The 23,359-nt window shown below is 65.0% G+C and carries 22 protein-coding genes; 4 read left to right on the forward strand and 18 right to left on the reverse strand.

Translation table 11 applies throughout. The features are described 5' to 3' along the window. Positions 1-143 precede the first annotated feature (143 nt). The 16 genes from QGV54_RS11905 to QGV54_RS11980 form a co-directional block, all read right to left on the reverse strand. Positions 144-590 (reverse strand): DUF309 domain-containing protein, encoded by a 447-nt coding sequence (locus QGV54_RS11905; protein WP_281016619.1) that lies wholly within the window; start codon positions 588-590, stop codon positions 144-146. A gap of 6 nt (positions 591-596) precedes the next feature. Continuing rightward, entirely contained in the window at positions 597-2,138 is a 1,542-nt protein-coding gene (locus QGV54_RS11910; protein ID WP_281016618.1) for a benzoate-CoA ligase family protein, read from the reverse strand. A 105-nt stretch (positions 2,139-2,243) separates the two neighbouring features. Then, positions 2,244-3,554, reverse strand: coding sequence for a TRAP transporter large permease (locus tag QGV54_RS11915; RefSeq protein ID WP_281016617.1), 1,311 nt, complete (start codon positions 3,552-3,554; stop codon positions 2,244-2,246). Continuing rightward, positions 3,551-4,132 carry a TRAP transporter small permease gene (locus QGV54_RS11920; protein ID WP_281016616.1) on the reverse strand — a complete coding sequence of 194 codons (582 nt, stop codon included), beginning with the start codon at positions 4,130-4,132 and terminating at the stop codon, positions 3,551-3,553. Before QGV54_RS11920 ends, QGV54_RS11915 begins: the two co-directional genes overlap by 4 nt. Positions 4,133-4,212: 80 nt before the next feature. Then, a complete protein-coding gene (locus QGV54_RS11925; protein WP_348637609.1) occupies positions 4,213-5,244 on the reverse strand; it encodes a TRAP transporter substrate-binding protein in 1,032 nt (343 codons plus the stop codon). 75 nt (positions 5,245-5,319) lie between these two features. Continuing rightward, positions 5,320-6,543, reverse strand: coding sequence for a 3-hydroxybenzoate 6-monooxygenase (locus tag QGV54_RS11930; protein WP_281016614.1), 1,224 nt, complete (start codon positions 6,541-6,543; stop codon positions 5,320-5,322). Between the two features lie 19 nt (positions 6,544-6,562). Beyond that, positions 6,563-10,156, reverse strand: coding sequence for a bifunctional proline dehydrogenase/L-glutamate gamma-semialdehyde dehydrogenase PutA (gene putA / locus QGV54_RS11935; protein WP_281016613.1), 3,594 nt, complete (start codon positions 10,154-10,156; stop codon positions 6,563-6,565). 80 nt (positions 10,157-10,236) lie between these two features. Further along, the gene (locus tag QGV54_RS11940; protein WP_281016612.1) at positions 10,237-10,887 is read right to left on the reverse strand and encodes a serine protease; all 651 of its coding nucleotides are present in this window, start codon (positions 10,885-10,887) and stop codon (positions 10,237-10,239) included. 18 nt (positions 10,888-10,905) lie between these two features. After that, the gene (locus QGV54_RS11945) at positions 10,906-11,670 is read right to left on the reverse strand and encodes a glucose 1-dehydrogenase (RefSeq protein ID WP_281016611.1); all 765 of its coding nucleotides are present in this window, start codon (positions 11,668-11,670) and stop codon (positions 10,906-10,908) included. 71 nt (positions 11,671-11,741) lie between these two features. After that, positions 11,742-12,077 carry a YdbL family protein gene (locus QGV54_RS11950; RefSeq protein ID WP_281016610.1) on the reverse strand — a complete coding sequence of 112 codons (336 nt, stop codon included), beginning with the start codon at positions 12,075-12,077 and terminating at the stop codon, positions 11,742-11,744. Then, positions 12,077-12,307, reverse strand: coding sequence for a YnbE family lipoprotein (locus QGV54_RS11955; protein ID WP_281019915.1), 231 nt, complete (start codon positions 12,305-12,307; stop codon positions 12,077-12,079). The genes QGV54_RS11950 and QGV54_RS11955 overlap by 1 nt, the downstream gene beginning before the upstream one ends. A 48-nt stretch (positions 12,308-12,355) precedes the next feature. After that, the gene (locus tag QGV54_RS11960; RefSeq protein WP_281019916.1) at positions 12,356-15,355 is read right to left on the reverse strand and encodes a YdbH domain-containing protein; all 3,000 of its coding nucleotides are present in this window, start codon (positions 15,353-15,355) and stop codon (positions 12,356-12,358) included. Between the two features lie 10 nt (positions 15,356-15,365). After that, a complete protein-coding gene (locus tag QGV54_RS11965; RefSeq protein ID WP_281016607.1) occupies positions 15,366-16,004 on the reverse strand; it encodes an ABC-type transport auxiliary lipoprotein family protein in 639 nt (212 codons plus the stop codon). Beyond that, positions 16,001-16,990 (reverse strand): MlaD family protein, encoded by a 990-nt coding sequence (locus QGV54_RS11970; RefSeq protein ID WP_281016606.1) that lies wholly within the window; start codon positions 16,988-16,990, stop codon positions 16,001-16,003. The genes QGV54_RS11965 and QGV54_RS11970 overlap by 4 nt, the downstream gene beginning before the upstream one ends. Beyond that, positions 16,987-17,769 (reverse strand): ABC transporter ATP-binding protein, encoded by a 783-nt coding sequence (locus QGV54_RS11975; protein WP_281016605.1) that lies wholly within the window; start codon positions 17,767-17,769, stop codon positions 16,987-16,989. Before QGV54_RS11975 ends, QGV54_RS11970 begins: the two co-directional genes overlap by 4 nt. 6 nt (positions 17,770-17,775) lie before the next feature. Beyond that, positions 17,776-18,933: an ABC transporter permease gene (locus QGV54_RS11980; RefSeq protein WP_281016604.1), complete on the reverse strand. Its 1,158-nt coding sequence runs from the start codon at positions 18,931-18,933 to the stop codon at positions 17,776-17,778. 31 nt (positions 18,934-18,964) lie between these two features. Between QGV54_RS11980 and QGV54_RS11985 the strand changes: the two genes are divergently transcribed. The 4 genes from QGV54_RS11985 to QGV54_RS12000 all read left to right on the forward strand — a co-directional run bounded on the left by QGV54_RS11985 (position 18,965) and on the right by QGV54_RS12000 (position 21,964). Further along, the gene (locus QGV54_RS11985) at positions 18,965-19,741 is read left to right on the forward strand and encodes a TIM barrel protein (protein ID WP_281016603.1); all 777 of its coding nucleotides are present in this window, start codon (positions 18,965-18,967) and stop codon (positions 19,739-19,741) included. Positions 19,742-19,802: 61 nt separating this feature from the next. Beyond that, on the forward strand, positions 19,803-20,222 hold the full coding sequence (locus QGV54_RS11990) for a rhodanese-like domain-containing protein (RefSeq protein ID WP_281016602.1): 420 nt from the start codon (positions 19,803-19,805) through the stop codon (positions 20,220-20,222). 77 nt (positions 20,223-20,299) lie between these two features. Further along, positions 20,300-20,692, forward strand: coding sequence for a c-type cytochrome (locus QGV54_RS11995; protein ID WP_281016601.1), 393 nt, complete (start codon positions 20,300-20,302; stop codon positions 20,690-20,692). Between the two features lie 81 nt (positions 20,693-20,773). After that, the gene (locus QGV54_RS12000) at positions 20,774-21,964 is read left to right on the forward strand and encodes an aminotransferase class V-fold PLP-dependent enzyme (RefSeq protein WP_281016600.1); all 1,191 of its coding nucleotides are present in this window, start codon (positions 20,774-20,776) and stop codon (positions 21,962-21,964) included. A 20-nt stretch (positions 21,965-21,984) separates the two neighbouring features. Here the strand turns inward: QGV54_RS12000 and QGV54_RS12005 are convergent, their stop codons facing one another. Beyond that, positions 21,985-22,368: a flagellar protein FlaG gene (locus tag QGV54_RS12005; RefSeq protein WP_281016599.1), complete on the reverse strand. Its 384-nt coding sequence runs from the start codon at positions 22,366-22,368 to the stop codon at positions 21,985-21,987. Between the two features lie 148 nt (positions 22,369-22,516). Further along, positions 22,517-23,329, reverse strand: a complete 813-nt coding sequence (locus tag QGV54_RS12010) for a flagellin (protein ID WP_281016598.1) — start codon at positions 23,327-23,329, stop codon at positions 22,517-22,519. Between the last annotated feature and the right edge of the window lie 30 nt (positions 23,330-23,359).

Genomic DNA, 23,359 nt, shown 5'->3' on the forward strand with positions numbered 1-23,359 from the left:
AGTTCCATTGCCTGCACTATAGTGCGATCAACCCCTCACGTAAAGTCAAATGTGCATGATATTGCATTTTTTGATTTCTATTATTTTCCAGTCGATTAAAAGATCGAAAGCAAGTCGCGATGCGGAAATATGCATTATATTGCTTATTTCGCATGCTCTACAGCTTGCCAGAAACCCTCGATGTCCAGCGGGTCGAGACCAAGGCGCTCCAGGCCACCCCGCGCGACACCTTCCGCGATTCCGTCCCGTGCGATCTGGCGCAGACGCGCCGCTGCCGGGTCGCGTTGCATCACCTGTTTCAGCCCTGCATTGGCAAGCTGAATGAGCCCCTGGCAGAGCACCCGTTCCGCCGAATTGGGCGGCAGCGCCAGCCAGACGGCCTCCAGCACCTCATGCGCTTCCCAGAAATATCCGTCGCGCAGGAAATCAAGCCCGAAGGTCCATGCTGCCGTCGTTGTCAGACGGTCGCTCGATACCGCGTCCACCGTCGCGCGGATGACCGCCAGTTCCGCCCCCTCGTGCGCCGGCGTCCGGCCGGGCAGAAACGCGTATGGCGGTCGCCAGTCGGAAGGCGGCGGCAGTTGCGTCACGGCGACTCAGGCGGCCTGACGCAGCTTGAAGCGCTGGATCTTGCCGGTCGCGGTCTTCGGCAGTTCGGCCACGACCTCGATCCAGCGCGGATACTTCCACTTGCCGATCCGTTCCTTGACGAAGTCCTTCAGCGCCTCGGTCACCGCAGCCGCGTCCTGCCCCTCCTTCAGGACGATGAAGGCCTTCGGTTTCTCCAGCCCCTCCTCGTCCCGGTGCGCCACGACCGCCGCTTCCAGCACCGCGGGATGCGCGCTCAGCGCCTGCTCGATCTCGAACGGCGAAACCCAGATCCCCGACACCTTGAACATGTCGTCGGTACGGCCGCAGTAGATGTAGCGCCCTGTCTCCGTGATCTCGTACTTGTCGCCGGTCCGGGTCCATTCCCCCTCGAAGGTGGCCCGGCTCTTGTCACGCTGGTTCCAGTAGCCGTCGGCGGCGGATGCGCCGCGCACCAGCATCTCACCAATGCCGCCGGGACCGACCTCCGCCCCGCTCTCGTCAACGCAACGCACCTCATAGCCCGGAACCGCCACCCCGGACGTGCCGTAGATGATGTCATCAGGGCGGTTGCTCAGGAAGATGTGCAGCATCTCCGTCGATCCCACTCCATCCAGAATGTCGACGCCCCAGATCCTGCGCCAGGCCTGGCCCGTCTGCTCGGGCAGGGCCTCGCCGGCGGAAATGCAGATGCGCAGGGAAGACTCGGGCCGCGCCATCTTCTCCAGTTCGGCAATGGTCGCCGCGTAGAGTGTCGGCACACCGCAGAAGATCGTCGGTTGCTCCTTCGCGATGATCTCCAGCGTGGTTTCCGGCGTCGGACGGCCATTGAACAGGACCGTGGTCGCGCCCACGGAAAGCGGGAATGTCACCGCATTGCCGAGGCCATAGGCGAAGAAGATCTTGGCGACCGAATAGACGACGTCATCCTCGCGAATGCCCAGCACCTGCAGGCCATAGGTTTCCGCAGTCGCACGCAGGCTGCCATGGACATGACGCACGCCCTTGGGCTGGCCCGTGGACCCCGAGGAATAGAGCCAGAAGGCCCCCTCGTCCGCCGAAACGTCGATGGCGCTCATCTCCGGCGCGCCCTCCATGAAGGCGTCATAGCTGACCGTGCCTTCCGGCGCGTCACCGCCGATGACAATCACCTGGCGCAGCCACGGATTGCCGCTGATCGCAGGCTTCACGACCTCGAAGAGCTCGGCGGAGACCATCAGGCACGCGGCCCGGCTGTCGCGCAGGATGACATCATAGACAGATGTCGAGAGCAGCGTGTTCAGCGCCACGGGAATGACGCCGCCCTTCATCGCCCCCAGAAAGATCTCGGGATATTCGATCTGATCCAGGATCAGACAGGCGACACGCTCCTCACGCGCGATGCCCGCACGGGCGAACGCACCCGCGACCTGGTTCGTGCGTTGCGCCAGTTCTCCGTAGGTCAGGCTGCGCCTGGCGCCTGCCGCTTCGCGAAACGCCTGCTTGCCGGCGCGCCCCTCCTCCAGATGGCGGTCCACCAGCCAGACTGACGCATTCTGATTCTCCGACATGACCATCCTCCCGAGACGTTGCTTTATGCTTTATAATGCAAAACCGAAATTCAATTCAACTCACACTCTTTGTCATGTGCATTTTCATGCACATCCCGTCCCGCTCTAGATCAGGAACAGCGTGATCGATGGAAACAGCACCAGAAGCACGACCCGAAAGAGGTCCGTGCCCACGAAATAGATCACGGCGCGATAGGTCTCGACCAACGGCGTCTTCGGATCCATGGCGTTGATGACAAACAGATTGAGCCCCACCGGCGGTGTGATCAGCCCGACTTCCACGACGATCAGCACCAGAATGCCGAACCAGATCGCCACATGCTCCGGCGACATGCCGAAGTCCAGTTCGCTGATCACCGGGAAGAAGATCGGAACGGTCAGCAGGATCATGCTCAGGCTGTCCATCAGACACCCCATGATCAGATAGAAGATCAGGATGACGGTCAGCACGGTCCATGGGCTGAGCCCCTGGGAAACAACCATGCTGGAGAGTTCCTGCGGCACCTGTGTCAGGGCCAGGAAACCGTTGTAGAAGGCCGCGCCCAGCACGATGAAGAAGATCATGGCTGTGGAGCGGGCGGTCACCAGGAAGCTGTCCATCAGGCTGCGTCGGCCAAGGCCGCCGTTCAGCCAGGCAATCAGCCCGGTTCCCGCCGCGCCGACAGCCGCACCTTCGGTCGGTGTGAACCAGCCGAGATAGATGCCCCCGACCACCAGACCGAAGACCAGCAGCACCGGCCAGACCGCGACCAGCGCGGTCAGTCGTTCCGCCCAGGGCACACGCGCCGCCACACCGGCCTGATCCGGATGCAGGCGGACGTAGATCGATACCGCGACCATGTAGCCAAGTGCCGCCAGGATGCCGGGGATGAAGGCGGCGAGGAACAGCTTGGCAATGTTCTGCTCCGTCAGGATCGCGTAGATCACCAGCACGACCGACGGCGGAATGAGGATGCCGAGGGTGCCGCCTGCGGCCAGCGTGGCGGTCGAGAACCCGCCCGAGTAGCCATAGCGCCGCAGCTCAGGCAGCGCCACGCGGCTCATCGTTGCCGCGGTCGCGAGGGAGGAACCGCAGATTGCCCCGAACCCGGCGCAGGCCCCGATGGCCGCCATGGCAATGCCGCCCCGCCGGTGCCCGAGGAAGCTCTCCGCCGCCTTGAACAGGGCCGTGGACAGTCCGCCAAGCGTCGCGAAATGGCCCATCAGCAGGAACATCGGCACGATGGACAGGGAATAGCTGGCGAAGGTCGAATAGGTCTCGCTCTTCAGTCGTGCCAGCGGCAGGTTGAAGCTGCCGGTAACGGCATAGAGGCCGACCAGCCCGACCAGGAACATGGCCAGGCCGATGGGCACCCGGATGAAGATGAGCACCATGAGTGCCGGAAACGACAGCAGACCGATATCGAGATTGCTCAATGGTCCGTCTCCGGCCCGTCGGTCAGGATCGTCTGCCCGCTGAACATCTCATAGCTGCGGACGATGGCCGTATAGGTCCCCACCAGCGCGGCAACGACCGCGCCGGCGAAACTGGCTGCATAGGCCCACCAGATCGGGAACTGCAGCAGGAAGGTCGTTTCGCCGTAGCTCATCTTGGACCACATGCCCTCGAACAGGCGCCAGGCGATCACGATCAGGACCGCCGCGAAGATGACTTCCGTCACCATGCGCAGTCCACGGTTCGCGCGGCGCGGCAGGAAATTGGTGAAGATGTCCACGGTGGCATGCCCGCCGGTGATCTGGCACAGCGGCAGGAAGGCGAAGATGGCAAAGGCAATGCCCGCCTCCACCAGTTCGAAATCACCGTTGATCGGGCCAACGCCGGTGTCGAGCAGGGCCTGCGCCAGGTCGGGCGCAACAGGCGACAGCACCGTATGCAGGAAGCCGTTGAGGCTGCGCCCCAGTACCGAGGCGCAGACCAGCAGGATCAGCAATCCCAGCACGATGCCGCCAAGTATGGCCATGTTCCTGGCCAGTACCGCCATTGCCCTGTGCATCACACACTCCCGTCAGGCCGGAATGGACGGGCCGCGCAGAAGTCCCGCGCGGCCCGTCTGTTCCGTTCTACGCCTTTGACCTACTTGTAGGCCGCCATCAGCGCCTTGGCCTGGTCGATCAGAGCCTGACCGTCGATGCCACGGTCCTTCATCTCTGCCAGCCAGGTGTCATAGACCGGGGCCGCAGCCGCCGCCCATGCAGCGGACTGGGCGGCGTCGAGGGTGATGATGTTGTTGCCACGATCCACCGCAAGCTGGCGGGACGGACCATCGGCATCGGACTGCGTGCCGCCGGCGAAGACCGAGAAATCCATGCCGGAATTGTCATCCATGACCTTCTGCAGGTCCGCTGGCAGCTCGTTGAACTTGTCCTTGTTCATGACCAGAACGAACGTGATGGTGTAGAGCATCGGGCCGGTGAACTCGGTGTGGTTCTGTACAAGCTCCGGCACCTTCAGGGCGCGCGTGACTTCCCAGGGGATCGTGGTGCCGTCGATAACGCCCTTCGACAGCGCCTCCGGCACTGCCGGAACCGGCATGCCGACCGGCGTCGCACCAAGCTGGTTCAGCAGCGCGTTGACCTGACGGGAGCCGCCACGGATCTTCATGCCGTCCAGGTCCGACGGGGTCACGACGGGTTTGTTGGTGTGGATCATGCCAGGTCCGTGGACCCAGGTGCCGAGCACCTTCATCGACTTGAACTCGGTGTTCTCCATATGCTCCTTCATCATGGTCCAGAACGCGGCGGAGGCTGCACGCGCGTCATTGACGATGAAGGGCAGTTCGAACACTTCCGTCGACGGGAAGCGGCCCGGCGTATAGCCGACCACGTTCCAGGTCATGTCGATGGCGCCATCCAGCACCTGGTCGATGAGCTGCGGCGGCTTGCCGCCGAGCTGCATGGACGGGAAGCGGTTGATCTTGATGCGGTTACCGGAGGCAGCCTCGATCCTGTCGGCCCAGACATCGATGATGTCCGCAGGAATCGTGGCCTGCGCCGGCAGGAAGCTCTGCAGGTTGTACTCATAGTCGGCGGCTGTTGCGGCGGACGCGAGGCCCAGCGCCAGCGCGGCACCGCCCGCGAGATTCATGAGTGATCGGTACATGGTCATTGTCTTCTCCCTGTTGACCTATTTTTATTGCATGATAATGCGTCTTTTGCGCATTTTTGCACAATACTGCAAGAATTATTTGGCTTTCTGCTCCCGGTTTCGGGTCTCGCCCGAGACTGCACCTTCCAGGCCGGTGCTGCCATAGAGCCAGTCGATCTGATCGTACCAGTCCGAAGGCGTTCTGGCGTTCATCACAGTGTTCCGCAGGGCGGCATGGGCACCTGCCGGATGATAGACGTGCTCACCGATCTCACGCGACTGCAACTGCACGCGTGCGGTGCGCAGCCGGCGCCGGTTCTGATAGTTCACCAGAGCCTGATCGATATCGCCCCCTTGCCCCACTTCATGCGACAGGCAGACCGCGTCTTCCATCGCCATGCAGGCACCCTGTGCGAAATACTGCAGCATCGGGTGCGCCGCATCGCCCAGCAGCGCAACCCGCCCGTCCACCCAGTCCATGACCGGGTCACGGTCGCAAAGCACCCAGAGTTTCCAGTCCTTGCCACGCTCGATGATCTGGCGCGCGACAGGGCTGACATGCTCGAATCCCTTCTCCACCTCGTCGCGGCTGACAGGCAGGCCCGCCACGGGTTCCGGCGCATCATTGTGATAGGTGACGACCAGATTGAAGAGCTTCCAGCCGGACAGCGGATAGTGAACGATATGGCACTTCGGCCCGGCCCAGAGCGTCGCCGCGTTCCAGCGCAGGTCCTCCGGCATCTGCTCCACCGGAATCACACTGCGATAGGTGGTATGGCCGGAGACGCGGGGCGCGCCGTCCCCCACCAACTGCTGGCGGATGTTCGACCAAAGTCCATCGGCCCCGATCAGCGCCTGGCCGGTGACCTGCTCCCCATTCTCCAGCAGGGCTGTCGCCGTCGTGCCATCCTGCGCATAGCCCGCGACACCCGCGCTGGTGCGCAGTTCCACCAGATCATGATCGATGCAGGCCTTCAGGAAGACGCCGTGCAGGTCACCGCGATGCACCACGGCGTAGGGGTTGCGGAACCGCGCCCGGAAGGCGTCATCCAGCGGGATGCGGGTGATCTCCTCCCCGCTCAGGGCGTCCATCAGGCGCAGGTTGTCGATGTAGATCGCCATGGCCCGTGCCGCATCGCCGACCCCCAGGTAGTCAAAGGCGTGAAACGCGTTCGGCCCCAACTGGATGCCCGCCCCGATCTCCCCCAGTTCCGCCGCCTTCTCCAGCACGATGGAGCGGACACCCTGCTGCGCCAGCCCGATCGCCGTGGCCAGTCCGCCGATACCGCCCCCCGCGATGACGATCCGATCCATGCTCATTGTTCTGCTGCTCCCGTTTTCAGGCGGAGGCAAGCAGGTCGGCATTGCCGCCCGCCGCCGTCGTATCGACACAGATCGCACGCTCGTGCGCATAGGCCTGCGGGCAGATCCGGCTGTCGATCACGGGCAGCAGCGCCCCGTCGCGCCTTGCCATCGCCTTGCGGTATGCCGGATCACCGGGCGCGCAGGCCACGGCATCGATTTCCATGTCGGTCAGGAAATCCGGTGCGATGGTACCGTCCAGTGCCACGACCGGGAGCCCGGCCTGGGCGAGCGGTCGGATGCGGGCCGAGACCTCCGGCGCAATGGCCAGCACCCGATTGCCTGCGCGCAGGGCCTGCACGGCCTGATCCAGCGCCGTGTCGGCATCGGGACCCAGGCAGAGCACCGTACCGCGCGGATGCAGCCAGAGGTAATTTGCCTCCCCCGTCGGCCCCGGCAGATCGACCGGCCCCATGTCCAGCGCCGCCGCAGCGGTCATGGCCTGACGTGCCCGACCGCGCAGGGCGGTGCGCAGGGCGGCGAGGACTTCGTCGCCACGGCCGTCGCCACGGCCACCGGCCTTCAGTTTCTGCAGATCGGAGAGCGCCCTGCGCACAGTGGCCCAGTCAAGCGCGGGCGCCATCTGCGCCGCCGGCGCCTCGGCCCGCTGCATCCGGAAGCGGGAGAGATAGTGCGGCCCGCCGGCCTTCGGCCCGGTACCCGACAGACCCTCACCGCCGAAGGGCTGCGATCCGACGATGGCACCGATCTGGTTGCGGTTCACATAGACGTTGCCGACGGCGATGGAATCCACCAGTTGCTGCACCCGCCGGTCGATCCGTGTATGCACGCCAAAGGTCAGCCCGTAGCCCCGGCCATTGATCGCCTGCACGACCTTCCCCAGGTCCCCGGCGCGGAAGGTGGCCACATGCAGGATCGGCCCGAAGACCTCCCGCTCCAGCGCCTCGATGCCGGAGACACGGACGATGGACGGCTGCACGAACAGCCCCGTGTCCGGCACATCCAGCTGCTTGCCCAGCTTTCCCGCCTGAGCCTGCGCCGCGCAATAGTCCGCGATGCCCGACCGCGCGTCCTCGTCGATCACCGGTCCCACATCCGTGCTCAGGTCCCAGGGATCACCGACGCTGAGTGCATCTATGGCACCGGCAAGCATCTCCAGAATCCGGTCGGCCACATCCTCCTGCACATAGAGCATGCGCAGGGCAGAGCAGCGCTGGCCCGCGCTCTGGAACGAACTGGCCACGATATCGCGCACCGCCTGTTCCGGCAGGGCCGTCGAATCCACGATCATCGCGTTCAGGCCACCAGTCTCCGCGATCAGCATCGCGGCGGGTGCGGTTTCGGCCAGTTGCCCCTCGATCATCCGCGCCACCTCGGTGGAGCCGGTGAAACAGACCCCTGCGATGCGCGGGTCAGCGGTCAGCGGCTGCCCGACGGACGGGCCATCACCACAGACAAGCTGCAGTGCGTCGCCCGGAATGCCCGCCTGATGCAGCAGCGCCACCGCGCGTGCCGCGATCAGCGGCGTCTGCTCCGCAGGCTTCGCGATCACCGCATTGCCGGTGACGAGTGCCGCCGCCACCTGCCCGGTGAAGATGGCCAGCGGGAAGTTCCAGGGCGAGATGCAGACGATCACGCCACGCGCCGTGCCCTCCTGCTCCGCCACAACCGACTGGTCGGCGTAATAGCGCAGGAAATCCACGGCCTCCCGCACCTCCGCAACGCCATCAAGCTGCGACTTCCCGGCCTCCCGCGTGGCGAGCGCCATGAACTCGATCATGTGCTCCTCATACAGGTCAGCGGCGCGACGCAGCATTGCCGCGCGCTCCGCAACCGGTGTTGCCGACCAGTCCGGGAACACTTCCGCCGCCTTGGCGATGGCCGCGACGGCATCCGCCGCGTTCGCTTCCGCCACCTGTCCCACGACCTCATCCGGTCGCGCCGGATTGGTGACATCACGGCTGCCTGCCGTTCCCGCCCCAGCCTGCCAGACGAAAGGCGCGGCGAAGGGGGCGCGGCCAGCCTCGACCCTTGCCACGGTGACCGGGTCGGTCAGGTCGATACCGACCGAGTTGGCCCGCGCCGGCCGGAACAGGTCCGCGGGCCGCCGGATCGCAGGATTGGCCGTGATGCCGTCCGCAATCCCGAGCATCGGATCGGCGGCGATTGTCTCCGGCGCGATGGCGGGATCGACGATCTGATGCACGAAGGAGGAATTGGCCCCGTTCTCCAGCAGCCGCCGCACCAGATAGGCCAGCAGGTCGCTGTGCGCGCCCACCGGCGCATAGATGCGACAGGGCACGCCGCTCTCGGACTTCAGGATGTCGTGCAGCCGTTCCCCCATGCCATGCAGACGCTGGAACTCGAAACCGCTGCGTTCCTCGCCCGCCAGATGCAGCACTGCCGCCGCCGTGTGGGCATTGTGGGTCGCGAACTGCGGGTAGATCCGGTCCCGCGCGTCCAGCAGCTTGCGGGCGCAGGCCAGGTAGCTGATGTCGGTATGGATCTTCCGGGTGAACACGGGGAAACCATCCAGCCCCATGACCTGGGCCTTCTTGATCTCCGTGTCCCAGTAGGCCCCCTTCACCAGGCGCACCATGATGCGGCGATCAAGCTCGGTGGCCAGCGCATGCAGCCAGTCGATGACGGCATGGGCGCGCGGCCCATAGGCCTGCACGACGACACCGAAGCCATCCCAGTCTTCCAGCGAGGGGTCACGCAGTATCTGCTCGATCACGTCCAGGGAGGTATCGAGGCGGTCCGCCTCCTCCGCATCGATGTTGAAGCCCATGCCGGCATCCCGTGCCGCGCGGACAAGTTCCAGCGTCCGGGCGGCCAGTTCGGGCACCGCCCGCGCCCGCTGCGCGAACTCGTAGCGCGGATGCAGCGCCGAGAGCTTGACGGAAATTCCCGTGCTTTCATGCATGCCGGAATTGCGGCCATGTTCCGCCAGTCGATCGATCGCGTTGGCATAGGACGCGTGATAGCGGTCGGCGTCATCGGCGGTCAGCGCTGCCTCCCCCAGCATGTCGAAGGAATAGCGATAGCCCTTCGCGATCATGCGGTCGGCGCGCTTGATCGCCTCGTTGATGGTGCGGCCCAGGACGAACTGGTTACCCATCTCCTGCATCGTGCGGGTGACGGCGGTACGGATCACCGGCTCCCCCAGACGGCGCACCATCCCGCGCAGGGTGGCGACCACGCCGCCCTCCCGATCATCCAGCATATGCCCGGTCAGCATCAGCGCCCAGGTCGATGCATTGACCATCAGCGACCCGGAATCGCCGACATGCGCGGCCCAGTCATGCGGCACGATCTTGTCCTGGATCAGGTCGTCGATGGTCTCAGCGTCCGGCACGCGCAGCATCGCCTCCGCCAGGCACATCAGGGCCACGCCCTCGCTGGTGGACAGGCCGTATTCGCCCAGGAAGCTCTCCATCATGGTGGGCGCACCGCCGGAGCGGACAGCACGCACCAGGGCGGCGGCACGGTCGGAAATGGCAGCGCGGTCAGCCTCGGTCAGGTTCGCCTGCGCGGCCAGGTGCCCGACGGCACCGACCTCCTCGGCGCGCAACTGTGTCCGCATCCGCTCCCGCAATTCACCCAGCATCCGGCACTCCTGTCAGTACGATCTGTTCACGCCGTTGCGCGACCCGTTCGACGACCCGTTCGCGGATCATTGCATGGTTTTCACGGCACCGAACAGGGTGCCAGCACGTCGGCATCCAGCGCGTCTGCCCGCGCCGCCGTCCGGCTGCTGGCCGACATCACGCCTACCACGCGGTAGCCCTCCGCGACCGCTTGCAGAACCGGCGCGCCGGAGGTTCCGGGCCGGACCGGACAGGCCACACGTATCCCGCCGCCGGCCTCCAGCTTCCAGAGATGGCAATGATGCTGTTGCAGCATGTGTGCTCGCGGAATGGCGTAGCCGGGAATCAGCAGGTCGTCGCCCGGCGCGATCCGCCTGTCGCTGTCCCCCAGGACGAATGCGGGGGCGTCCGGTGCGGCATTGCACAGGACTGCGATATCGCGCCCGCGAATGATGTGCCATGCAGCGCGCGGCGCGGAGACATGCTGCGCCAGGTCGCCCCGGTCATAGCCGCGCAGGAAGTGCACCTGCTCCCCGTCCCAGCCGGGCATGCAGTGGGCCGCGGTCACGACATGGCCGCCCTCGACCACGAAACCGGTGCAGTGGGAACGGTTGCGGAAACCGGCGTGATTGATCCGGCCGCTGGCGGACGCCATCAGCCTGTCGTCTGCCAACAGGTCGGGTGCGAGAGCTGAACCGCAGAACAGCAGACCAAGCAGCAGACCCAGCAGCAGCAGGCTGAACCGGGCCATGTTGCGCCACCGATCCGGCTAGAGCTTGATCGTCAGACCGCCATCCACCATCAGCATGTGACCGCTGACGTAAGACGCTGCTTCGGAGCAGAGGAAGATCGCGGCACCGGCGATCTCGTCGGGATTGCCCCAGCGTGCCACCGGGGTCCGCCCCTCCACCATCGCGGTGAATTCGGCATCTTCCATCAGGGGACGATTGAACTCGGTCCCGAAATAGCCCGGCCCGATGCCGTTCACGGCAATCCCCTGTGGCGCCAGTTCGTTTGCCAGCGCCTTGGTCAGCCCGGCTACGGCATGCTTCGTCGAGACATAGGACACGATGTTGGGGCGCCCGATGTGGGACATGACGGAGCCGATGTTGAGGATGCGGCCATAGCCCCGTGGCACCATCAGCCGCGCGGCCTCCCGCGACATGACATACAGGGAGGTCAGGTTGGTATCGACGACCTGGCGGAAGTCCTCCGTCGTGCTTTCAAGCAGGGGAGAGCGGACAACCGTGCCCGCATTGTTGACCAGGATGTCGAGACGACGATGGTCCGTGACGATGGAGGCCAGGGCTTCCTTCGCCGCTTCCTCATCCGTCACATCGAAGCAGCGCAGGTCGGCCTGACCGCCCCTGTGCTCGATCTCCGTGACAACTTTCCCCAGCGCATCCTCGTCCCGGGCATTGACGACAACACGTGCCCCGGCGGACGCCAGACCCAGGGCAATCGAGCGGCCCAGCCCCCGGCTGGCGCCGGTTACCAGTGCAATCCGGTTGTCGAGCCTCAACTGATTGAACATCGCGCTATTCCTGTCCCCGAATGATTCCGAACCGGGCCCTGATCCCGGAATCTTTCAGTAGCGTGACAAGCTCACTGGGTCCAGTTGCCATTGTCCTGCAGGAACCAGGTGCCGCGCGGCGCGGACTTGCGAATCTGCTGCGCATAGACCCGTCCCACCTGTTCGGGCGAAACCCCCTGTGCGGCGGCGCGATCCCGATAGATGCCGAGCCGCTGTGCGTTCACGCCCTCGACAAACTTCGCGGTCGCGGCACTACCGTCACGGGCGACCGCCAGACCGTCGAAGCGTTCACCGACCGCACCGGAGCTGCGCAGGGCGTCCAGTGACTGGGCCATCGCCGGACTGCCAGCCATGGCCACCGACAGAGAAAGGGCAGCGGCAAGCATCAGAAATGTACGACGCAGCATCAGAAAATCCCCGGATTGGTTTTGATGTCGTTCTTGGCGGCTTCCTCCAGCCGGACCCGCACATCCGCATCCAGCTTTATGTTCAGGTTGATGGTGATCGGCTCCTTCGGGGCCTCCACCTGAACCGTCGGCGTACAGGCAACCAGCAATGCGGCAAGAGCCATCACGCCGCCGATACCGGGCAGTCCGGTACCGCGCTGCCTCCGCCACTCTTCCGATCCTGCTGCCATGGTCATGTTCCCGAATATGCGTGCCGACATGCTGCGGCCTGACCAGGTCTACTGCAAGGACTTGATACCCTGCTCGATCATGCCGCTTGATGCCCGATATACCGTCAATATGGTCGCAAGAAGGCGATCCGCATCCCCGCTCACCGAAATGTTGAACCGGAACGGGTGCCCGTCCAGCACCGCCGGATTGAGACCGCCGAGCGTGATCAGCATCGTCGTCTCGCCCTCCAGCGGCTTGTCGAGACTGACTTCCAGCACGTCGTAGCGGAAATCCTCCAGCGTGCGGATCATCAGGTCGAGTTCGTCACCGCCCTGCTGACCGAGAATGCCGCGCAGCACATTGCCATCCAGTTGCAATGTCCCTGGACCATCCGCGACCAGCTTGCCCTGACGCACCACGACGCCGTTTTCGCCGACGATCTCCACCGGCAGGGTACCGGACAGGCTGCCGGTCAGGATGAAGTCCTCCAGTCCTGCCAGATCAACGATTGTTGCCATGTCGATGCGCTGCAGGTCGACATCGATCCTGCGGCGCGTTTCATCGGCACGCAGCTCGAACGGCCGCATCGCCATGCGCCCGCCGAGCACATCGCCATGCAGGTCCAGGATGCGGGCGATGGTTTCATCGCCATCCTGCGCCAGTTCGAACCGCAGCAGCATGTCGCGCATGTCCGCAGGGCCGGAGAGCAGGGCGATCCGCACCTCCTGCGGCGCGTCGGTGCGTGGCGGCAGAAGCTCCTCCAGATGCAGCGTCCCATTGATGCCTGACAGGGCGAACTCCGTTACCGCAACACTGCCGTTTGTCACGTTCAGATCGAGGTCGGCGGACAGCGCCTCGGCCTGCCGAAGAGTCACCTCCGCTGAAACGGATCCCTCCGGCAGGGCGGTCCCGGCAGGCAGGACCACATCGCGCAGCACCTCCGCCAGCAACGGCAGAGCCGTCTCGGGTAGCACCATCCGTGCCTGCGCCGCGCCCGTGGCCGGATCCGCATCCGCGGAGACGTCGATGCCGATGGCACCTGACGACAGCCGCCCCGCGAGTGCGGCCCGCGCCTCCAGAACGTCCAGCGTGCCGTCGAAGGACATCGGCGGCAGCGAAAGGCCGGACAATCCATCCAGGTTCATGTCTGCCACCGAGATCTCTGCCTTCACACTCTGCGGTGAGGGCCGGACCTTTCCCCTGATCCTGAGCGGACCACTGCGGGCGAGACCGGGCGCTGACAGACCGTCACTGTCGAGGGTCACGGAACCGTACATCGTGCCGAAGCCATAGCCGTCGAGATCGAAACCGAACCGCATCGGCTCGAGGGTGAACTGGCTCTCCGCGATTTCGGGTGCGGTGACCGGGCCGGACGAAGCCACGAACGCCCCCCTGGTGACCATGCCCTTGCCTGGGACGAGCGCGAACTGGACCTCCTCAAGGGCTATCTCCGGCGCGTCGATGCTGACAGCGGGCTCCGCGAGCGCCAGGCGACCGGCCCGCACGGGGCCGTTCAGGCGGACCCGCAGCCGCTCCGCCGACTCGACAGTGAGGTCGAGGGCCAGCGCCGCGGAAACCGTCTCTGCGTCGGCATCGCCGACCGACAGGGCAGAGGATGAACCCTGCAACCGGCCATGAAGCTCGGACTGCGCGCCAAGCAGGAGTTTGCCGTCATAGTGCAGGCGGTCGATGTCCTGCTGCATCACCGAAAGCCCGGTCACGGTCAGCGTGGCGCCTGTCACATCAAGCCCGGTGCCGGAAAGCCGCGCATTCTCCAGTTCGGCGGCCAGCCTCAGCGGGCCGCTCCGCGCGTCCAGCCCGCCGCGGAAGGAAATCGCGCCGGGTTCGGCCAGCGCAAGGGTTGCCGTCATGCCCGGACGGACCGCGAAGGACGCCCCGGGGCCGTAGCGCAGCGCAAGGTCCCGCGCCTGAGCCACCTTGGGAACCGCTTCCGACGTCAGACTCAGCCTGTTGAAATCGAGCGTGATCTCCCCCGCGCCCAGCTTGCCGTCGGCTGCCAGATCGAGCGCAATGTCACCGAAGTCCGCCCCTGCGGAATGAGCGGAGGCGGGCAGGCGGAGATCGCCCTCCAGCCTTACCTCCCCCACTGATGTCCTGATCAGACCGGCAATGTCGGGAATGGTCACATCGGCATCTGCAGTGGCCACCAGCGCGAACGAGAGATCGGCGGAACCGCCACTCACCGGCAGGTCTCCTGCGACGTCGGAGATCAGCGGCAGGGTCTGGGCCAGATCGCCAAGGCTGGCCTGGACGCCGAGATCGATCGTCGGCTGGTCGAACGGCGCGGCGAGCAGCAGGCTGCCGGTCAGATCGCCCCCGGGAAGGGCGGCAGTCAGATCGGCGGAGATCAGGTCGGGCTGTCGGCCCAGTGTGAGATCGAGCGACGCGACGGCCAGACTGGTGCGCAGACCGGGCACGTTGAGGGACACATCGCGGGCGGACAGGATGACACCGCCTGTCAGGTCCGAAGCCAGATCGACCCGCAGTTCGCCTTCAACCAGGCCCAATGCGCCGGAGACCCTGATAGGTCCCGACCCGTCAAGCTGACCCTCATGCAGCCTATAGTCGCCACCCAGGGTCAGCCCGTGCAGCGCGTTCTCCTTGGTGATCAGCACCTGCACGCCATGCAGACCGAGCGTCGGCAAGTCTGCAGGCAACGCAAGCGGCACGGAGGCATCGGCGGGCGATCCTTCAGCAGACTCCGCCAGACGCATGACCGGTCCCGCGTCCAGCCCGTCCGGCCCATGCGCAACACGAACGCCGAGACCGTGGACGTCCACTGACCCGATGCTCATGCCGTCAAATCCGACGATGATCCGTCTGGCCGAAACGTGCGGCGCTTTCAGGTCACCGATGGCAACGGCGCGCAGTTCGATTCCATCGGGCCCCAGCGCCGAGACCGTCAGTTCGACCGGCGCGACCCCCTTGCCTTCCAGGTAGGCGACCGCCAGCGACTCGACCACGAAATGGCGGAAAAGCACCAGCCCGCCCAGCATGACAAGCAGGACAACCGCCAGAATGCCGAGGATTCGGAGCGGCCACGCCACGGTTGCGGGCCTAGCGCCGTCCTGCGGCATGGGCCGCCTGGCCTTCCAGGATCGACCATTCGACGATGTCCCGCAGCACAGCACCCAGCGCCTCATCGAACGCGCGGATATTGGCAAGCATGCCCGTGCCCGCTGGCTGGGCGGTGGCTTCGAAACTCGCTGAGTTGATGATCAGCTGGCGCGGCTGGCGGATCAGCTTCGCATTCACCCGAACCCGGACCAGGCCGCCACGATAGGGCTCCACCTGGAACTCCCGCAGTTCGGTCTTGAGACTGAAATCGGAGCGCAGGCCGATGGCCTGCCGGCCGACCGCGACGATGGTGCCGCTGTTCTCGAAGCTCTCCACCAGCAGGGTCTGGATCATCTTCGGTGCCCGTTCGGTCCAGCGGCTGTCAGAGAAATACTTCAGCTCGATCTCGTTGGGCTTCACGGCAATGCGCGAACTGTCCAGCCCACCGGCGGCCAGCGGCTCCTCGATCACCAACTGCCAGGCGACGGCAGGCAGACCCGCCTGGAAGGTGCTCTTGGGCGTCAGGGTGAAGATGTTGGACGCGGCCTTCGGCACCCCCAGGAAGTTGCCACAGGCTGCCAGTGACAGCGCCGCGACCAGCGACAGTGCGACCAGGGTCAGTCGGGTCATCTGTTTCATTCCGCATCGACCTCCGCCGCTTCAACACCCAGCAGGGTCTGTGCCCCACCTGCTTCCAACCGTTCCGTCAGGCGGGAGATTGCCGCCACCATCAGACGTGCCTCCGTGATGAAACGCTGCGCCTCCGACAGCCCGTCATGGGTGAAATCGACCAGCGGCTGCTCACTGCCCTGCACGATCCGGTTGACCGCTCCCATCGTCGCAGCCAGGTCTCGGTTCGTGGCGCGCAGTTCGTTCACCAGCGCGCCGAAATCCACTGACACGGCCTGATCGATCCCGATCATGGTGCCGCGCGCCACGGCCATGGTCTCCGACAGGTCATCGACCAGGGCATCGGCCTTGCCCGCCGCCGAGGCGACGCTGGCCGCGCTCCGCTCCATCGCGATCAGGGTATTCTCGATACCGGACTGCTGATTGGCCAGCGTCCCGGTCAGCAGTTTCAGATCGGAAAGAATTCCGGCGAACTGGGCCTGATTGTCTTCCCCCAGCAGGTCGGCCAGACGTTCGGAGACGATGATCGCACGGCCCAGCAGCTCGGGCGCGCCGGAGAACAGGCGTTCCAGTTCCGATGGCGCGGACGGGATGATCGGTCGCTCCGCCAGCGGCGGGGTGGTCAGCAACGGGCTGCGGGCAACCGCACCCTCGATGTTCACATAGGCGACACCGGTGATGCCCTGCAGCTTCAGCTTGGCGACATCGCCTTCGCGGATGGGGGTCGCCTCGTCCACCTCGACCGCGGCGCGAACCTGGCTCGGATCTTCCTGGTCGATGACGATCTCCAGCACCCGCCCGATCCGGATACCGCGGTAGCGGACATCGCCACCGACGGCGAGGCCCGCTACGGATCCCCTGAAGAAGATGTCGTAGGTCTTTGTCTTGCTGTCGATATCAGCGCTCGACAACCAAACGACCATGCCCATGAACAGCAGGGTGAACAGCAGTACCGCACTGCCGATGAGCACATGGCTGGCACGGGTTTCCATCATTGCCTCGCTTTTCGGGCCGCACGCGCCCTCGGGCCGTGAAAATAGGATTGCAGCCAGGGATGCGGATGCTCTTCCAGTTCCGCAATCGGCGCGACAGCCAGGACCCTTCGCTCCGCCAGAACCGCCACACGGTCGCAAATCGCATACAGGCTGTCCAGATCGTGGGTCACCATGAAAACGGTCAGTCCGAGCGTGTCGGACAGTTCCCTGATCAGCAGGTCGAAATCCGCCGCCCCGACGGGGTCGAGACCGGCCGTTGGCTCATCGAGGAACACGATCTCCGGATCCAGCGCCAGCGCCCGCGCCAGGCCGGCCCGCTTCCGCATGCCGCCCGACAGTTCGGAAGGGAACTTGGCACAGGCTTCGTGCGGCAGGCCGACCATGGCGATCTTCAGCCCCGCCAGTTCGTCCATCAGGGCCGCAGGCAGATCCGCATGCTCGCGCATCGGGGCCTCGACATTCTCCGCAACCGTGAGCGAACTGAACAGCGCACCGTTCTGGAACAGCACCCCCCAGCGACGCTCCAGTGCCTGCCGGTCGGCGGGCTCCAGCCGGGCGAGTTCCTGGCCGAAGACCTCGATCTTGCCCGCCGCCGGGCGGTTCAGGCCGATGATGGTCCGCAGCAGGACGGACTTGCCGGTGCCGGACCCCCCAACGACGCCCAGCACCTCCCCCTTGCGGACCTCGAGATCCAGTCCCTCATGCACCACCTGTGGTCCGAAACGGTTGAGCAGTCCCGTCACACGGATGATCGGCGCATTCTCTTCCTCAAGCACCATCCCAGGTCAGACTCCGACAATGTTGAAGAATATCGAGAAAATGGCATCGACGACGATGACGATGAAGATCGCCTGAACCACGGCGATCGTCGTCTGGCGTCCCAGCGAGTCCGCGCTGCCACCGGTCTGCAGCCCGGCGTAGCACCCCACCAGCCCGATCAGGGCGCCGAACACCGGGGCCTTCGCCAGCCCGACCAGCAGGGTCCAGAGCGAGACCGCATTCGTCAGCCGGTCGACATAGAGCGTCGGCGGAATATCCAGTGCCACCCAGGCCATCAGCCCGCCACCGATCAGACCCATCAGATCGGCGAACAGGGCCAGCGGCCCCATCATCAGGAACAGGGCGAGCACCCTCGGCAGCACCAGCACCTGTACCGGATCAAGCCCCAGCGCGCGCAGTGCGTCCACTTCCTCGTTCACCTTCATGGAACCAAGCTGGGCCGCGTAGGAACTGCCGGATCGTCCGGCCACGACAATCGCCGTCAACAGGATCCCGATCTCCCGCAGCACCGACACGCCGATCAGGTTGACCACGAAGATCTCCGCACCGAACCGCTGCAACTGTGCCGCGCCCTGAAAGGCCAGCACGACACCGACGAGGAAGGAGATCAGGCCAACGATGGGCAGGGCATTCAGTCCTGCCCGCTCCATGTGATGCACTGTCGCCGTCAGACGCAGTCGGCCCGGTCGACGCAGTGCCCCCATCGCCGCCGCCACCGTCGCCCCCATGAAGCCGAGCATCGCCCCGGCTTCCCGCCCCGCCTCCAGCGTTGCATTGCCCAGCCGCGCCAGGATGACGACAAACGGATTGCCGCCCCGCGACGGTTCCGCAGGCTCCGCCCGTGCGGCGGACACGCGCTGCACAAGCGCCGACACACCATGTGGCGCGGCAATCATCGCCTCGGGCAGGGCGACCGACAGGCGGTCCGCGAGTCTCAGCAACAGCCAGGCGCCCGTGGTGTCGAAGCCGGTGATGCCCCCCAGATCAAGCTGGCGGAGGGAACCGGGCTCGATCCGCACCTGCCGGATCAGACTGTCGATCCTGCGTGCATGCGCGACCGTCCAGTCGCCTTTCAGATGCAGCACACCGCCCTGCCCCTGCGCCAGCCAGGTCGTGTCGGTGGGCTGGTTGCCTTTGGCACTGGCAGTGGAAATAGTGGCCACCTCGGAAATCACCATCTCGGGAAGGACTGAAATGCCCCGGTTCGATGCAAACATAGACCTCTTGTTCACCGAACGGCCATTCCTTTCCCGGTTCCAGGCGGCGCGCGATGCCGGAATCGATGCGGTCGAGATCCTGTTCCCCTACGCCCACGACGCGGACGAGATCGCCGACGCGGCCCGCGCCGCAAACGTGGACATTGCCCTGATCAACACGCCAATGCCGAATGCGCAAGCGGGCGACGTCGGCTGCGCGACGCAACCCGAGCGGCGCGGTGAGTTCGAGCGGCTGATGGCGCGGGCGCTCGCCATGGCAACCAGCATTGGCGCGGCGGGCATTCATGTCATGGCCGGACATGGGGACGCCACGGACAAGGCGGCCAACGACTGCCTGGTCGCCAACCTGAAGCAGGCGGCGATCGAGGCGGCCCCGGGCGGCGTCAGACTGATGCTGGAGCCGCTGAACACGGTCGACCGGCCCGGATACTTCCTGACCACCAACGACCACGCCTGTCGGCTGCTGGACCGGATCGGGGCGGCGAACGTGCGCTTGCAGTTCGATGCCTATCACACCCAGATCATGACCGGCGATCTGACCCGGGCCTTTCGCGACCTGTTCGACCGTATCGGCCATGTCCAGATCGCCAACCCGCCGGACCGTCATGAACCCGGCATGGGTGAGGTTGATTTCGACTGGTTCCTGCGCCTGGTGGACACCATGGCCTACACCGGCCCTGTCGGGCTGGAATACATCCCTTCAACCACGACGGAGGCCAGCCTGGTCTGGTTTCGCGATCATGGATTCCTGTGAACCGGCACCTCACGCGCCCTTGAATTGCGCGGCGCGATCACATGCGGTTCTGCTGCGTGGCATGAGACACCTTCGCCTGCACCTGTTGATCCTCTTGCTGCTGATGCCCCTCACGGCGCGCGCGGACGCGGCGTTGCTGTCCCCGGACCAGGCCTGGGAGGAAGCAAGCGCGGGTCGGATGCTGATCATCGACGTACGCAATGCGGCCGAATGGGCATGGACCGGGGTGCCAAGGGGGGCGGCACGGGCAAGCTGGTGGCAGATCGGCGGGGAAAGCGGTTTTCTGGAGGACGTGCTTGCCATCGTCGGCCATGAGCGCGACCGCGCCATCGCGCTGATCTGCGCCCGTGGTGTCCGCTCCAGCGACGCGGCGGCCTTCCTGCGGGCAAACGGATTCAGCAATGTGCGCGACATCGGCGAGGGCATGCTCGGCAGCGCCGCCGGTCCCGGCTGGCAGAAGCGCCAATTGCCGCTGGAGTGACGATGGCCATTGAACCGTGCCGACTGATCGCCAGATTGAACGCAGGAGCGGACACAACGGCACTGGAGACAGACGGCATGCGCGCAATCCTCAGGCACCTGGCAAGGACCATGTTCTTCGTTCTGGCCCTTCCGGCCGGATCAGCTCTCGGTGCCGGCGATGTCGAGAAGGGCGAAGCGGCATTCCGCAAGTATTGCGCCCAGTGCCATATCCCGCTGCCGGGTGATCCCCTCGCTGCACCGAAACTGAACGGTGTTGTCGGTCGGCCCATCGCCGCCGCCCCCAATTACCGCTATTCCGACCCGTTCCTCGCCCGCAAGGCGGAAGGGATGATCTGGACGGAAGAAAATCTTCGGGAGTTCATCCGGGGGCCGAGGGAATTCATCCCCGGCACCGTGATGCAGTTCGTCGGCATCAAGCGCGGCAGCATGCGCGATGACCTGATTGCCTATCTCAAGTCCATCGACTGACCTATCCTGTCAGGCATGAAACGCATCACACTGCCTGAACAGGGAACGGAATGGCCTGAGCTTTCCCGGCAGATGTCGGAGATGGCGAGGGGTGACACGGACTGGCGCGGCGGCAAGGTGCCCCTGTTCGTGTTCAAGGCGACCGACAGCGTGCAGGAAGTCGGGCAGGCCGCCTTCAATCAGTTCTTCGCCGAGAATGCGCTGGGGGCCAAGCGCGCCTTTCAGAGCCTGAAGAGAATGGAAGACGACGTCATTGCCATGGCGCTCGACCTGTTCCGCGCGCCCGGCCAGGCCACGGGCCACATGACCAGCGGCGGCAGCGAGAGCATCTTCCTGGCGGTGAAGGCGGCACGGGAACACCACCGCGCCCTGCATGGCCGTGGCCGGACGCTGAACATGGTGCTGCCGGAGAGCGCGCACCCGGCCTTCGAGAAGGCGGCGATCACCATGGATATCGACGTGCGCCGCCGTCCCCTGCGGCCCGACCGTCGGGCGGATCCGGCGACTATCGCCAGTGCGGTGGATCAGGACACGATGCTGATCGCCGGCTCCGCCCCCTGCTTCCCCTTCGGCGTTGTCGATCCGATTGCCGAACTGTCCGAACTGGCGCTGGCGCAGAACCTGTGGCTGCATGTGGATGCCTGTGTCGGCGGCTATGTCCTGCCCTTCGCCCGCGCCAACGGCGTCGCCCTGCCGGTCTTTGACATGTCCCTGGCCGGCGTCCGATCCCTGTCTGCCGACCTGCACAAGTTCGGTTTCTGCCCCAAGCCCGCTTCCACGGTTTTCTTCCGCGATCCGGAGGACATGGCGCGCAACGCCTTCGACCTGGATGTCTGGGCCAACGGCCGGTTCGTCACGCAGACACTGGTCGGCACCCGACCCGGCGGTGGCGTTGCGGGCGCCTGGGCGGTCATGAACCACCTCGGCCATGCCGGATACCGGGCCATCGCGGCGGACCTGATTTCAAACGCCCGGGCCTATCGGGATGGTATCTGCGCGATCCCCGGTCTGAAGCTGCACGCGGAACCCGATCTGACGATCATCAGCTTCGGCAGTGATGACGTCGACATCTTCAGGGTCGCCGAAGGCATGGCGGAAAAGGGATGGCTACCGGGACTGACCCAGCAGCCGAAGGGCATGCATCTGATGCTGTCGATGCTGCACGCGCCAGCACGCCCTGCCTGGTTGTCGGACCTGGCGGGCGTGATGGATATGGCGCGCGATTCACGTGACGCCGACGCGGCGCCCAGTGAGCTGAAAGCCAGTTACTGAGAAGCAGACAGAGCGGTCCGTCAGACCTCGCTGTCGATCCCCAGGCCCTGGACCTTTGCCATGCGCTCCAGCCGTTCGAGCACGTCAGCGGCCGGAAACTGCTTCACGACTTCACCTGAATCACGATCGACAGCCTTGTAGACAAAGCTGCCCGTTTCGTCGGCGATATCGATCTGCAGGTTGGTGTTGGCCGGAAAGTCGTTGCGCAGGGCGGCGGTGATCGTGTCGGTGATCCGCTGACGGTCCACCTTGGGATCCTCTTCCGCCTGCGCGGCTTCCCGCTCGGCCTTGTAGTCCTTGGTATCGACCGATTTATCAGGCTCGGTCTCACGATCAGAAACAGCCCGTGCAGGCGGTGTCCGACCGATTGCCTGGGACAGATCCGTCACCAGGTTGGTTATCATAGTGCCATCCCCCGATGGGCGAGCCCCGGTTCAGGATGCAACACGGACGACTTTCTGTGCTTGTGTCGTTCTCGACGCCGCAACCGTTGCGGAGCGCGCGGGGGATATGGGAGCCGAAGCTCCCATATCCCGGTTACGCGGTCCCGACTTAGAAGAGACCGAGGATCGACTGCGGCGCCTGGTTCGCGATGGACAGGGCCTGCGTACCCAGCTGCTGCTTGATCTGCAACGACTGGAGGCGAGCACTTTCCTTCGCCAGGTCGGCATCGACGAGGTTGCCGATACCAGCAGTCAGCGTATCCTGGACCTGACCCACGAAATCCTTGTGGATCTCGAGGCTCTTCGCATCCGTGCCCAGCGAGGCAAGACGCGAGTTGGCGGTCTGGATGGCCGCTTCGACTGCACTGCGGGCCGCCGCAGCATTCGTTGCTGTGGTCAGATCGACCGATGCAACACCAAGACCCGTGTTGGCGGACAACTGCTGAGCAGAAACCGTGATCGTGGAACCTTCGTCGTTCGCCAGGACGGCGATCGAGGACAGGGAACCGTCAATCAGGTTCACGCCATCGAATTCAGCATTGCTGACGATGGTCGAGATCTGATCACGCAGTGCCGCGAAATCGTTGTTCAGGGCGGTCCGGCTGGCCGTGTCCAGGCTCGCATCGGTCGCCGCCACCGACTTCTCCTTCATTTCGATGAGGAGATCGGAGATCGACTGACCAGCCGCGATGGCTGTATCGGCAGAAGAAACACCGCGATCAAGGCTTCCCTTAACTGCGTCCAGGCCGGCAACGGTGGAACGAATGTTCTGGGCTATGGCGAACGTGGCACCATCGTCCTTCGCGGTCGCAACCTTCAGGCCCGTGTTGATGCGGGACTGAACTTCGTTCAGCTGCTTGTTGGTCTGGTTCAGATTCTGCAGCGCGGTCATCGCGCCGTTGTTGGTGTTCACTGACAGCATTTCAATTCTCCATTCTGGATCATTTGGGTT

Origin of the sequence: Minwuia sp. IMCC3060 (assembly GCF_029909435.1) — a bacterium.
In the GTDB taxonomy this organism is placed as follows: domain Bacteria; phylum Pseudomonadota; class Alphaproteobacteria; order Minwuiales; family Minwuiaceae; genus Minwuia.

Excerpts from the sequence above, each read along its gene's own strand:
- QGV54_RS11920 (WP_281016616.1), bottom strand. The coding sequence starts at position 4,132 with ATGCACAGGGCAATGGCGGTACTGGCCAGGAACATGGCCATACTTGGC.
- QGV54_RS12000 (WP_281016600.1), top strand. The coding sequence starts at position 20,774 with ATGGCGAGGGGTGACACGGACTGGCGCGGCGGCAAGGTGCCCCTGTTC.
- putA (WP_281016613.1), bottom strand. The coding sequence starts at position 10,156 with ATGCTGGGTGAATTGCGGGAGCGGATGCGGACACAGTTGCGCGCCGAG.
- QGV54_RS12010 (WP_281016598.1), bottom strand. The coding sequence starts at position 23,329 with ATGCTGTCAGTGAACACCAACAACGGCGCGATGACCGCGCTGCAGAAT.
- QGV54_RS11930 (WP_281016614.1), bottom strand. The coding sequence starts at position 6,543 with ATGAGCATGGATCGGATCGTCATCGCGGGGGGCGGTATCGGCGGACTG.
- QGV54_RS11910 (WP_281016618.1), bottom strand. The coding sequence starts at position 2,138 with ATGTCGGAGAATCAGAATGCGTCAGTCTGGCTGGTGGACCGCCATCTG.
- QGV54_RS11975 (WP_281016605.1), bottom strand. The coding sequence starts at position 17,769 with ATGGTGCTTGAGGAAGAGAATGCGCCGATCATCCGTGTGACGGGACTG.
- QGV54_RS11940 (WP_281016612.1), bottom strand. The coding sequence starts at position 10,887 with ATGGCCCGGTTCAGCCTGCTGCTGCTGGGTCTGCTGCTTGGTCTGCTG.
- QGV54_RS11945 (WP_281016611.1), bottom strand. The coding sequence starts at position 11,670 with ATGTTCAATCAGTTGAGGCTCGACAACCGGATTGCACTGGTAACCGGC.
- QGV54_RS11990 (WP_281016602.1), top strand. The coding sequence starts at position 19,803 with ATGAGACACCTTCGCCTGCACCTGTTGATCCTCTTGCTGCTGATGCCC.
- QGV54_RS11925 (WP_348637609.1), bottom strand. The coding sequence starts at position 5,244 with ATGACCATGTACCGATCACTCATGAATCTCGCGGGCGGTGCCGCGCTG.
- QGV54_RS11955 (WP_281019915.1), bottom strand. The coding sequence starts at position 12,307 with ATGGCAGCAGGATCGGAAGAGTGGCGGAGGCAGCGCGGTACCGGACTG.
- QGV54_RS11985 (WP_281016603.1), top strand. The coding sequence starts at position 18,965 with ATGCCCCGGTTCGATGCAAACATAGACCTCTTGTTCACCGAACGGCCA.
- QGV54_RS11995 (WP_281016601.1), top strand. The coding sequence starts at position 20,300 with ATGCGCGCAATCCTCAGGCACCTGGCAAGGACCATGTTCTTCGTTCTG.
- QGV54_RS11950 (WP_281016610.1), bottom strand. The coding sequence starts at position 12,077 with ATGCTGCGTCGTACATTTCTGATGCTTGCCGCTGCCCTTTCTCTGTCG.
- QGV54_RS11965 (WP_281016607.1), bottom strand. The coding sequence starts at position 16,004 with ATGAAACAGATGACCCGACTGACCCTGGTCGCACTGTCGCTGGTCGCG.
- QGV54_RS12005 (WP_281016599.1), bottom strand. The coding sequence starts at position 22,368 with ATGATAACCAACCTGGTGACGGATCTGTCCCAGGCAATCGGTCGGACA.
- QGV54_RS11970 (WP_281016606.1), bottom strand. The coding sequence starts at position 16,990 with ATGATGGAAACCCGTGCCAGCCATGTGCTCATCGGCAGTGCGGTACTG.